The sequence below is a fragment of the Streptomyces seoulensis genome, from assembly GCF_022846655.1.
Classification (GTDB): Bacteria; Actinomycetota; Actinomycetes; order Streptomycetales; family Streptomycetaceae; genus Streptomyces.
In genome coordinates, this window is record NZ_AP025667.1 from 5214372 (window position 1) to 5228606 (window position 14235).

The window sequence follows — 14235 nt, forward strand, 5'->3', positions numbered from 1 at the left end:
TCAGCGGGCGGCGCGGTACGCCTGGAGCAGCTTCAGCAGTGCCTGTCCGTACCGCCCGGTGAGCAGCGCGTGGTCGGCCTCGGCGAACGGCTTGGCCACCGCCGCCGTGATCCGCTGGCCCACCTTCTGCTGGACGATCAGCCGGGCCCGGGTGACCACCTCGCGCCCCCGGCGGTCGTCGTGTCGGCGCTCGGCGGTGGTGGCCGCCTCGGCGAGCCCGCCCAGCGCACCGCCCTTCGCCGCGACCCGCGTGGTCAGGCCCCAGCCGTAGGGGTACTGCGGGTCGTACGAGCTGTCGCCGACGTTGATCGGCAGTTGGGCCTCGCCGCGCGGCCACGTCACGGGGAGCTGGCCGGTGAAGGGCCGCTTGCCGTAGAGCACGTCCGCGACGCCGCCGCCCTCGGTGCCGGGCAGCCAGGAGGCGACCGCGGCGTCGATCCCGCCGAGCCGGTCACCGAGCAGCAGCGGGCGGCCGGAGACGGTCAGCACCACGCACTTCATGGCGCCGCACACCTTGTCCACGGCGGCCCGGTCGGCGGCGGACAGGGTCAGCTCGTGGCCGTTGCCCACGTCTCCGACCCCCTCGGCGTAGGGGGTCTCCCCCACGACGACCACGCCCACGTCGTGCCCCGCGGTCGGCGCGGAGGCGTCCTTGGACCAGGTGACCTTCCCGCCCGCCTCGCGCAGTCCGGCGAGGATGGTGGTGCCCTGGGTGATGTTCCCGGAGGAGCCCTGCCAGGTGATGGTCCAGCCGCCGGTCTGGTTGCCGATGTCGTCGGCGTTGGAGCCGGCGACGTACAGCTTCTGGCTCTTGCGCAGCGGCAGCAGGCCGCCGTCGTTCTTCAGCAGCACCTGCGACTTCGCGACCGCCTCGCGGGCGACGGCCCGGTGGGCCGGGGAGCCGATGGCGGCGGCGCCGGAGGTGTCGGCGTAGGGGTGCTCGAAGAGGCCGAGGCGGAACTTCTGGGTGAGGATGCGGGAGACCGCGTCGTCGATCCGCCGTTCGCTGATCCGGCCGGCCTTCACCTCGGCGGTCAGGGCCGCGGTGAACTCCTTGTAGGTGTAGGGGACCATCATCATGTCCAGGCCCGCGTTGACGGAGGTGCGGACCTGGGTCGCGTAGTCGCCGGGGAGCTGGTCGATGGCGTTCCAGTCGCTGATGACGAAGCCGTCGAAGCCCAGGCGGTCCTTGAGCACCCCGTTGATCATGTCGGCGCGGGCGTGCATCTTGACCGGGCCGCGTCCGTCACCGATCACGTCGAGCGAGGAGTACGAGGGCATCACGGTGCCCACCCCCCGGTCCACCGCGTCCTGGTAGGGGGCGAGGTGGACGGCCTCCAACTGCTGCCTGGTGAGGGTGGAGACGCCCTGGTCGACGGTGTAGGTGCCGGTGGTGGAGGAGCCGTAGGCGGTGCCGCCGTCGGCGACGAAGTGCTTGGCGGTGGCGAGCACCTTGTCGGCGCGGGCGAGGTCGCGGCCGTCGGCGCGGCCCTGGAGGCCCTGGATCACCGTCTCCATCGACTTCACCAGCGCCGGGTCCTCGCCGAAGGACTCGTAGGAGCGGCCCCAGCGTTCGTCGCGGCTCACGCAGAGGCAGGGTGCGAAGTCCCAGGGGATGCCGGTGGCGCGGACCTCGGCGGCGGTCACCTCGCCGGTGCGCTGGGCGAGTCGGGGGTCGCGGGTGGCGCCGATGCCGATGTTGTGCGGCAGGACGGTGGCGCCGGAGAGGTTGTTGTGCCCGTGGACCGCGTCGACGCCGTAGATCAGCGGGATCTGCAACCGCGTCGCCTGGGCGCGCAGTTGGAAGCCGTCGATCATCCTGGCCCACGCGGCCGGGGTGTTGGGGGTGGGCGTGGAGCCGCCGCCGGAGAGCAGTGAGCCGAGGGCGTAGGCGGCGATGTCACCCTGCTCGGAGACGGCGCCGCGCTCGGCCTGGGTCATCTGCCCGGCCTTCTCCGCGAGCGACATGCGCCCGAGCAGGTCGGCGACGCGCTTGCGCACGGGCAACTTGCTGTCCAGGTAAGGCAGTCCGTGGGCGTCGATGACGACCTGCGGGTTCTCCGCCGGGGCCTTGGCACCGGTGACCGTGAGCTTCAGCGGTACGGTCTCGGCCTCCTCGGCGGTGCGGTCCTTCAGGGTGGTCACCTTGACCGTCCGGGAGGTCCCGGAGGGGGTGCCGGCCGGGAAGGTGAGGGTGCCGGAGGCGGGGGTGTAGTCCTTGCCGGGGCGGGCGCTGCCCTCGCCGGTGGCGTAGGCGACGGCCACCGGGGAGGTGACGGGCTTCGCGTCGGTGGTGGCCAGGGTGACGCGGACGCTCGCCGTGCCGCCCTCCTTCACCGGGCGGACGGCGGTGTCGGTGGTGACGGAGGCGCGCAGCGCCGGGTCGGCGGCGCCGTACAGCTCGACGCCGTCCATGGCGAAGCGGCCCTTGACGCCGGTCGGCAGGGTGACCGCGTAGCCCCACATCCGGGTGAGTCCGAGGACATGGTCGATGCCGCCGACCGGCTGGTAGTCCGTGCGATAGGTGAACGCGGAGAACGGCAGCTCGATCCGCTTCCACCCCGTGAAGTCGTCGGTGAAGGACGTCGTCCACAGCTCGGACGCCTCGCCGTGCGCGCCGCCGTCCTTGATCTCGAAGGTGATCTTCTTGCCGCTGCCCTGCCCCTCCCACCACAGGCGCACGCCCCGGTGGGCGGACCAGTCGTGGGCGGGCGCGGTGGCGGCGTAGTCGTGGGTGAAGCCGCCGTATCCGCTGATGTCGTAGCCGCCGGTGAGCACCTTGGCGCCCTCGGGGGCGTCGGCGCGGGCGGTCAGCTCAAGGGCGGGCGGGTCGTCGCCGTCGCCGCCCCAGGTGAAGATGCCCTCGGCGGGCTGGGCGGCGAAGGGCACCTCGCCCTCGAAGCGGTCGACCGGCACCGGGGCCGGGTCCGCGCCGTCGGCGCCGGAGGCGGTGGCGATGCCTCCGGCCAGCGGGAGCAGCGCGGTCAGCAGAGCGGTGGAGACGAGCAGGGCGGTTCTGCGCATGGACCTTCCCTCGGCTCTTGGTTCACTCATGACTTAGCTCACGGCTTGAGTGAACTGGGGCCCCCTGGACCCCGTCAACCCTTCGCACGTGACGTGACGCTCCGTCAGATCATGCATAGGGCAGTCGGGTTGAGCGTTCGCCTTCTGAATGCGAGACCCCTTGACGCGGCCCCGGAGCCGTCATTTACTCACGGCTCGCACGCCGCTGTTCCCTCATCCCCCCACCTCTTGAAGGGCGGCGCCCCATGAGACGACCCCTGCGTCCGGCCCGGCTGCTGCTGGCCGCGCTGCTGACGACCGCCGGGATCACCACGTTCGCCACCCCGGCCGCGCACGCGGCGGGCGAGCCGGTCACGGCCTGGCTGACCACCACCGACGACTCCGCCGGACGGCACGTCGTGCGCGGTCTGGAGCCGCAGACGCCGTTCGCCTTCTCCGCCGGTACCGGTGGCGGCGGCGAGAACATCACCGTGGACGAGAACACCCGCTACCAGACGTTCACCGGCGGTGGAGCCTCCTTCACCGACACCGCCGCCTGGCTGATGAACAGCAGCGGCGCCCTGTCCCAGGCGACGCGGGACGCCACCATGCGCAAGCTGTTCTCGCCCACGGACGGCATCGGGCTGTCCTTCCTGCGCAACCCCATGGGCGCCTCCGACCTGGCCCGCTCCGGCTACACCTACGACGACGTGCCGGCCGGGCAGAGCGACCCCTCGCTGGCGAAGTTCTCCCTGGCCCGCGACCTCGCGGACGTCCTCCCGCTGACCCGGCAGGCCCGCCAGCTCAACCCGAACCTCACGGTGATGGCGTCCCCGTGGACGGCCCCGGCATGGATGAAGGACAGCGGCTCCCTGAACGGCGGCTGGCTGAAGGCGGAGGACTACGGCGCCTACGCCTCGTACTTCGTCAAGTACCTCCAGGGGTGGCGTGATCAGGGCGTGCCCGTCTCGTACGTCACCGCGCAGAACGAGCCGACCTGCTGTTCGGGCTACCCGTCGATGAGCTGGAACGCGAGCGGCCTGGCCTACTTCACCAAGAGCGAGCTGCTGCCCAAGCTGCAGCAGGCCGGACTCTCCACCAAGGTCCTGGCGCACGACTGGAACTGGGACACCTACGACTCCTACGCCGCCCAGACCGTGGACGACGCGGCCGTGCGCAGTCACCCCAACTTCGGCGGCATCGCCTGGCACGGCTACGGCGGCGACGTGAACAAGCAGACGGCCGTGCACAACCAGTACCCCGCGCTGGACGCCTTCGCCACCGAGCACTCCGGGGGCACCTGGATCGCGGACCAGCAGCGCGAGGACCTTTCCGACATCATCGACTACACCCGCAACTGGGCGAAGTCGGTGACCAAGTGGTCCCTCGCGGTGGATCAGGACATGGGCCCGCACAACGGCGGCTGCGGCACCTGCACCGGCCTGGTCACCGTGCACAACGGTGACGGCCGCAGCGGGAGCGTGGACTACACCGTCGAGTACTACGACATGGGCCACCTCACCAAGTTCGTCCGCCCCGGCGCCCAGCGCATCGCCTCCACGGCGTCCGGTGCCGTGCCCAACGTCGCCTGGCGCAACCCGGACGGCAGCAAGGCGCTCATCGCGTACAACGGCGCCACCTCGGCCAGGCAGATGACGATCAACTGGGGCTCGCAGCACGCCACGTACACGCTGCCCGCGCGCACCTCGGCCACCTTCACCTGGGCCGGCGGCCAGTCCGGCGACAGCTCCCGCACCGGGGCGTTCGCCGGGCTCGCGGGCAAGTGCCTGGACGTGGCGGGCGGTTCGAACGCCAACGGGACCGCGGTGCAGCTCTACGACTGCAACGGCAGCACCGCCCAGCAGTGGACGGTCGCGGCGGACGGCTCGGTCCGGGCCCTCGGCAAGTGCCTGGACGTGGTCTCGGCGTCGACGGCGGACGGCGCCAAGGTCCAGCTCTACGACTGCAACGGCACCGCGGCCCAGCGCTGGTCGTACAACACCGCCACCGGTGACGTGGTGAACACCGCGGCGGACAAGTGCCTGGACGTGACGGACAACTCCTCGGCCAACGGGGCACGGGCCCAGATCTGGACGTGCACCGGGGCCGCCAACCAGAAGTGGACCCTGCGGTAGGGCGGCTCGGGTTTCCGGCGCGGGCGATGGTGGTACCCGCGCCGTACCGACTGTGACCGGGAGCCCGAGATGACCACACCGCAGGATCTGCTGTTCGTCACGCTGGACGTGCCCGCCGACCGGCCCGTGGAACAGGGCGATCTGTCGCTGGCCCTGGCGGCGGCCGAGCTGCTCGATCTGCTCGCCGCCCAGGTGGTCACCCTGCGGGACGACCGGATCGTGCCCGTCTCGGAGCACCTCACCGGTGACCGTCTGCTGGACGGGGCCGGCGCGGCGCTGATCCGCACGGAGCCGTACGAGAGCGCCGAGGACTGGCTGTGGCGGCGGGGGGACGGGCTCTCCGCCGCCTACCGGGACGCGCTGGAGCACGCGGAGCCCTCGGGCTCCGGCCTGCGGCGGTTGTTCCGTCGCGCCGACCGTTCGGTGGACCGGATGGACTCCGACGCCCGGCGGCACGCGGCCGGGCGGTGGGCCGGGCACGAGCCGCTCCTGGCGGGCCTCGCCGCCGCCCTCGGCATCGAGGACACCGGGCACGAGGGCGCGGCCGAGAGCGTCAAGGACGACCGGGTGGCGGTCGTCCTCGCCTCACTGGGCGAGGCACTGACCGAACTGGAGGCGGTACGGCAGCGGCGGCGGATCGAGGAGGACGCCTTCGACAACGTCTGGCGCGCCCCCTGATCCGCCCCGCCGTGCCCGCTATCCCGCTATCCCGCTACTCGGCCGGCTCGACGCCCGCGCGCAGCAGCCCGTAGGTGAGGGCGTCCTCCAGGGCCTGCCAGGAGGCGGCGATGACGTTCTCCCCGACGCCGACCGTGGACCACTCCCCCGCGCCGTCACTGGTGGAGATCAGCACACGGGTGATGGAGCGGGTGCCGTGCTTGCCCTCCAGGATGCGGACCTTGTAGTCCACCAGCTCCAGCTTGGCGAGCTGCGGGTAGATCTTCTCCAGGGCCACCCGCAGCGCCTGGTCGAGGGCGTTGACCGGGCCGTTGCCCTCGGCGGTGGCGACGATCCGCTCGCCCTTGGCCCACAGCTTCACCGTGGCCTCGTTGGCGTGGGTGCCGTCGGGGCGGTCCTCCACGATGGCCCGCCAGGACTCGACCTCGAAGTACTTCAGCGGCGCGCCCTGGGCCTCGGCACGCAGCAGCAGCTCGAAGGAGGCGTCGGCGGCCTCGTACGTGTAGCCCTTCAGCTCGCGTTCCTTGACGCGCTCGACGACCCGGCCGACCAGGGCGCGGTCGCCGCCGAGGTCGACGCCGAGTTCCCGGCCCTTCAGCTCGATGGAGGCGCGGCCGGCCATGTCGGAGACCAGCATCCGCATGGTGTTGCCGACCCGCTCGGGGTCGATGTGCTGGTACAGGTCCGGGTCGACCTTGATCGCGGAGGCGTGCAGGCCGGCCTTGTGGGCGAAGGCGGAGACACCGACGTAGGGCTGGTGGGTGGAGGGCGTGAGGTTGACGACCTCGGCGATGGCGTGCGAGATCCGGGTCGTCTCGCGCAGGTGTCCGTCGGGGAGGACCTTCTTGCCGTACTTCAGCTCCAGCGCGGCCACCACCGGGAACAGGTTGGCGTTGCCGACGCGCTCGCCGTAGCCGTTGGCCGTGCACTGGACGTGGGTGGCGCCCGCGTCGACGGCGGCGAGGGTGTTGGCGACGGCGCAGCCGGTGTCGTCCTGGGCGTGGATGCCGAGCCGGGCGCCGGTGTCGGCGAGGACGGTGCCGACGACGGCGCTGATCTGCGCCGGGAGCATCCCGCCGTTGGTGTCGCACAGGACGACCACGTCGGCGCCGGCCTCGGCGGCGGTGCGCACGACGGCCTTGGCGTACTCGGGGTTGGCGCGGTAGCCGTCGAAGAAGTGCTCGCAGTCGACGAAGACCCGGCGGCCCTCGGCGCGCAGATGGGCGACGGTGTCCCGGATCATCTCCAGGTTCTCGTCGAGCGTGGTGCGCAGCGCCAGCTCCACATGCCGGTCGTGGGCCTTGGCGACCAGCGTGATGACGGGGGCGCCGGACTCCAGCAGCGCTCTGACCTGCGGATCGTCGGCGGCTTTGGCGCCGGGGCGGCGGGTGGCGCCGAAGGCGACGAGCGTCGCGTGCTTCAGGCGCAGCTCCTCGCGGGCGCGGGCGAAGAACTCGGTGTCGCGCGGGTTGGCGCCGGGCCAGCCGCCCTCGATGAAGCCCACGCCGAAGTCGTCCAGGTGCCGTGCGATGGCCAGTTTGTCCGCGACGGTGAGGTTGATGCCCTCGCGCTGCGCGCCGTCGCGCAGCGTGGTGTCGAAGACGTGGAACGAATCGTCGAGCTCGCTGGTTGCGGTCATGGTCTGAAGGCTCCTGTTGTGAATGTCGGTCTTACCGGAAATGACCGGCTCCACCGTTCCCCCCATGGTCCCTCGCGCTCCGCGTCCGGCTGCGGTTGGGCCGGAAAACGAAAAAACCCCTCGCGGGTGCGAGAGGTCTGCGCGCGGGTCGAGGACGACGGTGCCACCCGCATGTGGTCGTGCGAGGTGGTCACTGCGGACCGGCGCGCCTGCTGCCCATAATCATGGTGAGCGAGAGCACGTGGGCAGTCTGGCACAGGACGCCCGCCGTCCCACGGGGTGTCTCACCATGCGGGCCGCACTGTCCACGAAGGACCGCCCCGGAGCCCCGGAGCGGTCCCACGTACGGGTGACTAGCCGATCCGGTGCATCCAGCCGTGCTTGTCCTCGGTGTCGCCGCGCTGGATGTCCAGCAGGGCGCGGCGCAGGCGCAGGGTGACCTCGCCGGGCTCGCCGCCGCTCTGCTTCCACTCGGCGCCGGTCCGCTTGACGGTGCCGACCGGGGTGATCACGGCGGCGGTGCCGCAGGCGAAGACCTCGGTGAGGGTGCCGTTCTCCGCGTCGCGCTGCCACTGGTCGACCGAGATCCGGCCCTCCTCGGCCTCGTAGCCCAGGTCGCGGGCGACGGCCAGCAGGGAGTCACGGGTGACGCCCTCCAGGATGGAGCCGGTCAGGGTGGGGGTGACGATCTTGTCCCCGTAGACGAAGCACAGGTTCATGCCGCCCAGTTCCTCGACCCACTTGTGCTCGACGGCGTCGAGGTAGCAGACCTGGTCGCAGCCCTTGGTGGCGGCCTCGGCCTGGGCGAGCAGGGAGGCCGCGTAGTTGCCGCCGGTCTTGGCGTCGCCCATGCCGCCGGGGACGGCGCGGACGCGGTCCTCGGAGACCCAGATCGACACCGGCTTCACGCCGCCCTGGAAGTAGGCGCCGGCCGGGGAGGCGATGACGATGAAGAGGTATTCGTTGGACGGCTTCACGCCGAGGCCGACCTCGGTACCGATCATGAAGGGGCGCAGGTAGAGGGAGTCCTCGCCGCCGTGCCCCGGCACCCAGTCCTGGTCTTGGGCGATCAGCGCGTCGCACGCCTCGATGAACGTCTCGACCGGCAGCTCGGGCATGCCCAGGCGGTGCGCGGAGCGCTGGAAGCGCAGGGCGTTCTGCTCGGGACGGAAGGTGGCGACCGTGCCGTCGGGCTGCCGGTACGCCTTCAGGCCCTCGAAGATCTCCTGCGCGTAGTGCAGGACGTTGGTGGCCGGGTCGAGAGGGATCGGCGCGTACGGGACGAGCTGGCCGTCGTGCCAGCCGCGGCCCTCGGTCCACTTGATCGTCACCATGTGGTCGGTGAAGCGGCGGCCGAAGCCGGGGCTGGTCAGGATCGCCTCGCGCTCCGCGGCGGCGAGCGGATGGGCGGAGGGCTTGAGCTCGATCGTGGGCGTCGTCATGGGCGGCAGTCCTTCTCTTCCTGGCGTGGGACGGGCGGCTCGGCCTCTCGGCCGGGTTACCGGGGTCACCCCCGGCCGAGCGCGGCACCGGTGGTGGCGGGCCGCGCTCACGCCGTCCGCACGACCGGTGGCCGGTGTGCGGTCGTCGGGCATTCCCTCATACCGCGGCTCCGCGTTCGATTATCGCGCGGCGGAGGCGCCGGAAGGAATCGGGGTGAATACGGCCCAGGGGTCGATGGTGGCACCCGGCACGGGCACAGCAAAGGGCCGCCGGGCGCCTGAGGCGACCCGGCGGCCCTTGCGGGGCCTCGCGGGTCAGCCGGTTACTCGTACGACGAGCGCGTCGCCGATCTCGGCGGTGGTGCGGGGCGGTAGGCCCGCGCGCTCGGTGAGGTCGGCGGCGACGGCCGCGTCCACCCGGTCGGCCTCCGCCTCGTGCCCGAGGTGGCGCAGCAGCAGGGCCACGGAGAGGACCGTGGCGGTGGGGTCGGCCTTGCCCTGTCCGGCGATGTCCGGGGCCGAGCCGTGGACCGGCTCGAACATGGACGGGTACGCGCGCGTCGGGTTGATGTTGCCCGAGGCGGCGACGCCGATGCCGCCGGAGACGGCCGCGGCGAGGTCGGTGATGATGTCGCCGAAGAGGTTGTCGGTGACGATCACGTCGAAGCGCTCGGGCTGGGTGACCAGGTAGATGGTGGCCGCGTCGACGTGGATGTACTCGGTGGTGACCTCGGGGAACTCCTCGGCCACCTTGTGGAAGATGTTGGTCCACAGGTGCCCGGCGAAGGTGAGCACGTTGTTCTTGTGGACCAGGGTCAGCTTCTTGCGCGGGCGGGCCTGGGCGCGGGCGAAGGCGTCGCGGACGACGCGCTCGACACCGAAGGCGGTGTTGACGGAGACCTCGGTGGCGACCTCGTGCTCGGTGCCGGTGCGGATGCTGCCGCCGTTGCCCGTGTAGGGGCCCTCGGTGCCCTCGCGGACCACGATGAAGTCGATCTCCGGCTGGCCGGCGAGCGGGGTGGCGACGCCGGGGAGCAGCTTGGAGGGGCGCAGGTTCACGTGGTGGTCGAAGGCGAAGCGGAGCTTGAGGAGGAAGCCGCGCTCCAGGACGCCGGACGGCACCGACGGGTCGCCGATGGCGCCGAGCAGGATGGCGTCGTGGGCCTTGAGGGCGTCGAGGTCGGCGTCGGTGAGGGTCTCACCGGTGGCGCGATAGCGCCGGGCGCCGAAGTCGTACTCCTTGGTCTCCAGCTTCACGTCCTGCGGCAGGACGGCGGAGAGGACCTTGAGACCCTCGGCCACGACCTCCTGGCCGATGCCGTCACCAGGGATCACTGCGAGATCGATGCTGCGAGACATGTTCGGCACCCTACTCCGCGTCCCACGGGATGACACGGACCGTCCGCGATGCGGACAGCGGACGGTCCGGACACGCCATTCGGCTCAGTGGCCGGTCTCGCCGCCGTTGTCCCGGCGGTCGAGGGCGCGCTGGAGAGCGGCCGCGGCCTTGGCGCGGTCGGTCTCGTCGGAGCGGGAGGTGTGGCGGACGCGGCGGCGGACGGTCGTCTCGGCCATGGGAAATCGACTCCTTCGACAGAGTGGTTGCACGGCAGCGATGAGCTGTGAGACGCCGGAAAGGGCGGAGAGCGCACGCCGCAGGGGTTGCCTGCGCGGGGCGCGGCTCACGACCGCCATTCGCTGGATGGAGCGATTCGTTCGGCTCATCCCAAGCTAAGGGAACGAGCCGCGCCTGTCTGCACGATTACTCGGACTTCCTACTATCTGAGACGGCGAGCCGACTGACCTGCGCTTTCACCCGAGCGTCCTCAGCCGATGACGAAGGGCACCCGGTCGGCCAGGTTCCCGAGCAGGGTCCGCTCGCCGGGCGTCGGGGCGCGGCGGCCGGTGCCGAGGAGGAGGGCGTCCGTGTCGGACAGCGCGGCGGGGAACGGCGTCCCGGTGATCCGCTCCAGCAGGGCGCGGGCCGCGGCCAGGGTCCCGGACGGCGGGGCCGGGGCGTCCGGCAGGTGGGCGATCAGGTCCAGGTGATGGAGGGTCCACTCCAGGACGTACGCCGAGAGGTAGTCGGACGCGGTGAGGACCTCGTCCTGGGTGGCGACCCGGGCGGCGGGGTCGGCGAGCCGGGCCGCGCGGCCGGCGGCGGAGCCCACGTCGTCGAGGTGCAACTTGAGCAGGGCGGGGTCCTCGTAGGCCGCCGCCAGCCGGACGGTCAGGGCGTCCAGGGGGTCCTCGCCCGTGGGCGGGGTGTGGGTGACGGTCCAGTAGGTCGCCGCGTCGCGGGTCGGTTCGGTGCCCGCGGGGGTGACGAGGGTGATCAGGACGTCCTGGGCGTCGATGACGAGGTGGCACACCAGGTCCCGTACGAGCCAGCCGGCGCACCCGGAGGGCCGGCCGAGGTCCTCGTCGGCGAGGCCCGCCACCGCCTGCCGCAGGGCCGACCAGGAGAGGGAGAAGCCGTCCGTGCCGCCTGTGCCGCCCGTGCCGCCCGTGCCGCCCGTGCCGTCCATGGGCCGACGCTAGCAGCGGCCGGAGAACACGGCGGCCCGGCGAGCCTGTTCAGGGCAGGCTCGCCGGGCCGGATCGTGAGGGCTGTCAGCCCATGTGCGGGTAGCCGTACTCGGTCGGCGGGACCAGCGTCTCCTTGATGGCGCGGGTCAGGGTCCAGCGCATCAGGTTCTGCGGGGCGCCGGCCTTGTCGTCGGTGCCGGAGGCGCGGCCGCCGCCGAAGGGCTGCTGGCCGACGACGGCGCCGGTCGACTTGTCGTTGATGTAGAAGTTGCCCGCCGCGTAGCGGAGCTTCTCCATCGTGTACGCCGCCGCCGCGCGGTCACCCGAGATGACCGAGCCGGTGAGGGCGTAGTCCGAGACCGACTCCATCTGGGTCAGCATCTCGTCGTACTTGTCGTCCTCGTAGACGTGCACGGCAAGGATCGGGCCGAAGTACTCGGTGCGGAAGATCTCGTTGTCGGGGTCGGTGCACTCGATGACGGTCGGGCGGACGAAGTAGCCCACCGCGTCGTCGTAGGAGCCGCCCGCGACGATGGTGCAGGTGGGGTCCTCGGCGGCGCGGTCGATGGCGGCCTTGTTCTTGGCGAAGGAGCGCTCGTCGATGACCGCGCCCATGAAGTTGGACAGGTCGGTGACGTCGCCGACGGTCAGGCCGTCGATCTCGGCCGCGAACTCCTCCTTGAAACCGGAGTTCCAGATGGAGGCCGGGACGTAGGCGCGGGAGCTGGCCGAGCACTTCTGGCCCTGGTACTCGAAGGAGCCGCGGGTCAGCGCGGTCTTCAGCACGGCGCGGTCGGCGCTCGGGTGCGCGACGACGAAGTCCTTGCCGCCGGTCTCGCCGACCAGGCGCGGGTAGGCGCGGTACTTCTCGATGTTGTTGCCGACCGTCTTCCACAGGTACTGGAAGGTCTTGGTCGAGCCGGTGAAGTGGATGCCCGCGAGGTCGCGGTGCTCCAGGGCGACCTCGGAGACGGCGATGCCGTCGCCGGTGACCAGGTTGATGACGCCCTTGGGCAGCCCGGCCTCCTCCAGCAGCTTCATCAGCAGCACGGCGGCGTGGGTCTGCGTCGGGGACGGCTTCCAGACCACCACGTTGCCCATGAGGGCGGGCGCGGTGGGCAGGTTGGCGGCGATGGCCGAGAAGTTGAACGGCGTGATCGCGTAGACGAAGCCCTCCAGCGGGCGGTGGTCCATGCGGTTCCACACGCCCGGGGAGTTGGCCGGGGGCTGCTCGGCCAGGATCTGGCGGGCGTAGTGCACGTTGAAGCGCCAGAAGTCGACCAGCTCGCAGGGGCTGTCGATCTCGGCCTGCTGGGCGGTCTTGGACTGGCCCAGCATGGTGGAGGCGGCGATGGTCTCGCGCCAGGGGCCGGAGAGCAGCTCGGCGGCGCGCAGGATGATCGCGGCGCGGTCGTCGAAGGACATCGCGCGCCAGGCCGGGGCGGCGGCCAGGGCGGCGTCGATCGCGTCCTGGGCGTCCTCGCGGGTGGCGTTGCGCAGGGTGCCGAGCACGGCCTTGTGGTTGTGCGGCTGGACCACCTGGAAGGTCTCGCCGCCGCCCATCCGCTTCTCGCCGCCGATGGTCATCGGCAGGTCGACCGGGTTCTCGGCCAGCTCCTTGAGCTTGGCCTCCAGCCGGGCGCGCTCGGGGCTGCCGGGGGCGTAGCCGTGCACCGGCTCGTTGACGGGGGTGGGGACCTGGGTCACAGCGTCCATGAGATCCGTAACTCCTTTACGTTGAGCGGGTGTTCGGGCTCAGCCCTTGGTGATCATGCTGCGTACGAAGAACTGGAGGTTCGCCGGCTTCTCGGCGAGACGGCGCATGAAATAGCCGTACCAGTCGGTGCCGTAGGCGGTGTAGACGCGCATACGGTGCCCCTCGGCCGCCAGCCGGAGGTGCTCGTCGCCCCGGATGCCGTAGAGCATCTGGAACTCGTACTCGTCGAGCTTACGGCCGGCGCGGTGCGCGAGTTCCTGGGCGATGGAGATGAGGCGGGGGTCGTGGCTCCCGATCATCGGGTACCCGGCGCCCTCCATCAGCGTCTTCAGGATGCGCACGTACGCCTTGTCGATCTCGTGCTTCTGCTGGTAGGCGACCTCGGCGGGCTCCTTGTAGGCGCCCTTGACCAGGCGGACGCGACTGCCGTCCTCGGCCAGGCGGCGGGCGTCGGCCTCGGTGCGGAACAGGTACGCCTGGATGACGCAGCCGGTCTGCGGGAAGTCCTTCCGCAGCTCCTCGTGGATGGCGAACATCGAGTCGAGGGTGGTGTGGTCCTCGGCGTCCAGCGTGACCGTGGTGCCGATGGCGGCGGCGGCCTCGACGACCGGGCGGACGTTGGCGAGGGCCAGCTCGTGGCCGCCTTCCAGCGCCTGGCCGAACATGGAGAGCTTGACCGACATCTCGACCCGCTCGCCCAGTTCGAGCGCCCCCAGGTGGTCGACGAGCGCGAGGTAGGCGTCGCGGGCGGCGGCGGCCTGCTCGGGGGTGGTGATGTCCTCGCCGACGACGTCCATCGTCAGCTCGAGCCCCTTGGCAGTGAGGTCCGCGATGATCGGGACGATGTCGTCCACGGTCTCGCCGGGGATGAACCGGTCGACGACCTGCTTGGTCACCGGGGCGGCAGAGATCAGACGACGCATCCGGTCGCTGCGCGAGGCGGCGAGAATCACGGGACCCAGCACGGGGCACCTCCACAACAAAAGCACCGAAGACGGCCGGGACCCGACGATTCGGGGACGGCACGGAGAACCACCGTGAAACCTAGGGATCTCTTCGATGGTCGGCCATCGACAGACGTCACGCATCCGA

At 71.4% G+C, this 14235-nt stretch carries 10 protein-coding genes; 2 read left to right on the forward strand and 8 right to left on the reverse strand.

Going from position 1 to position 14235, the window contains the following annotated elements; translation table 11 throughout:
* Complete coding sequence (locus HEK131_RS23950; protein WP_244336974.1) at nt 1-3024, reverse strand: glycoside hydrolase family 3 protein; 3024 nt, start codon at nt 3022-3024, stop codon at nt 1-3.
* 245 nt (nt 3025-3269) lie between these two features.
* Between HEK131_RS23950 and HEK131_RS23955 the strand changes: the two genes are divergently transcribed.
* Both HEK131_RS23955 and HEK131_RS23960 read left to right on the forward strand, forming a co-directional pair.
* On the forward strand, nt 3270-5138 hold the full coding sequence (locus tag HEK131_RS23955) for a ricin-type beta-trefoil lectin domain protein (protein ID WP_244336976.1): 1869 nt from the start codon (nt 3270-3272) through the stop codon (nt 5136-5138).
* 69 nt (nt 5139-5207) lie between these two features.
* Nucleotides 5208-5816: a GPP34 family phosphoprotein gene (locus HEK131_RS23960; RefSeq protein ID WP_244336978.1), complete on the forward strand. Its 609-nt coding sequence runs from the start codon at nt 5208-5210 to the stop codon at nt 5814-5816.
* Nucleotides 5817-5850: 34 nt separating this feature from the next.
* Here the strand turns inward: HEK131_RS23960 and cimA are convergent, their stop codons facing one another.
* From cimA to HEK131_RS23990, 7 genes are all read right to left on the reverse strand, one after another.
* Nucleotides 5851-7455, reverse strand: coding sequence for a citramalate synthase (gene cimA, locus HEK131_RS23965; RefSeq protein ID WP_217461701.1), 1605 nt, complete (start codon nt 7453-7455; stop codon nt 5851-5853).
* A gap of 353 nt (nt 7456-7808) precedes the next feature.
* Nucleotides 7809-8897 carry a branched-chain amino acid aminotransferase gene (locus HEK131_RS23970; protein WP_217461702.1) on the reverse strand — a complete coding sequence of 363 codons (1089 nt, stop codon included), beginning with the start codon at nt 8895-8897 and terminating at the stop codon, nt 7809-7811.
* Nucleotides 8898-9212: 315 nt separating this feature from the next.
* Nucleotides 9213-10256 (reverse strand): 3-isopropylmalate dehydrogenase, encoded by a 1044-nt coding sequence (locus tag HEK131_RS23975; protein WP_217461703.1) that lies wholly within the window; start codon nt 10254-10256, stop codon nt 9213-9215.
* Between the two features lie 84 nt (nt 10257-10340).
* Nucleotides 10341-10472: a hypothetical protein gene (locus HEK131_RS30185; RefSeq protein WP_279614272.1), complete on the reverse strand. Its 132-nt coding sequence runs from the start codon at nt 10470-10472 to the stop codon at nt 10341-10343.
* A gap of 251 nt (nt 10473-10723) precedes the next feature.
* Nucleotides 10724-11425, reverse strand: coding sequence for a maleylpyruvate isomerase N-terminal domain-containing protein (locus HEK131_RS23980; RefSeq protein WP_244336980.1), 702 nt, complete (start codon nt 11423-11425; stop codon nt 10724-10726).
* Between the two features lie 85 nt (nt 11426-11510).
* On the reverse strand, nt 11511-13142 hold the full coding sequence (gene pruA / locus HEK131_RS23985; protein ID WP_244336982.1) for an L-glutamate gamma-semialdehyde dehydrogenase: 1632 nt from the start codon (nt 13140-13142) through the stop codon (nt 11511-11513).
* Between the two features lie 39 nt (nt 13143-13181).
* Nucleotides 13182-14108: a proline dehydrogenase family protein gene (locus HEK131_RS23990; RefSeq protein WP_244336983.1), complete on the reverse strand. Its 927-nt coding sequence runs from the start codon at nt 14106-14108 to the stop codon at nt 13182-13184.
* Nucleotides 14109-14235 lie beyond the last annotated feature (127 nt).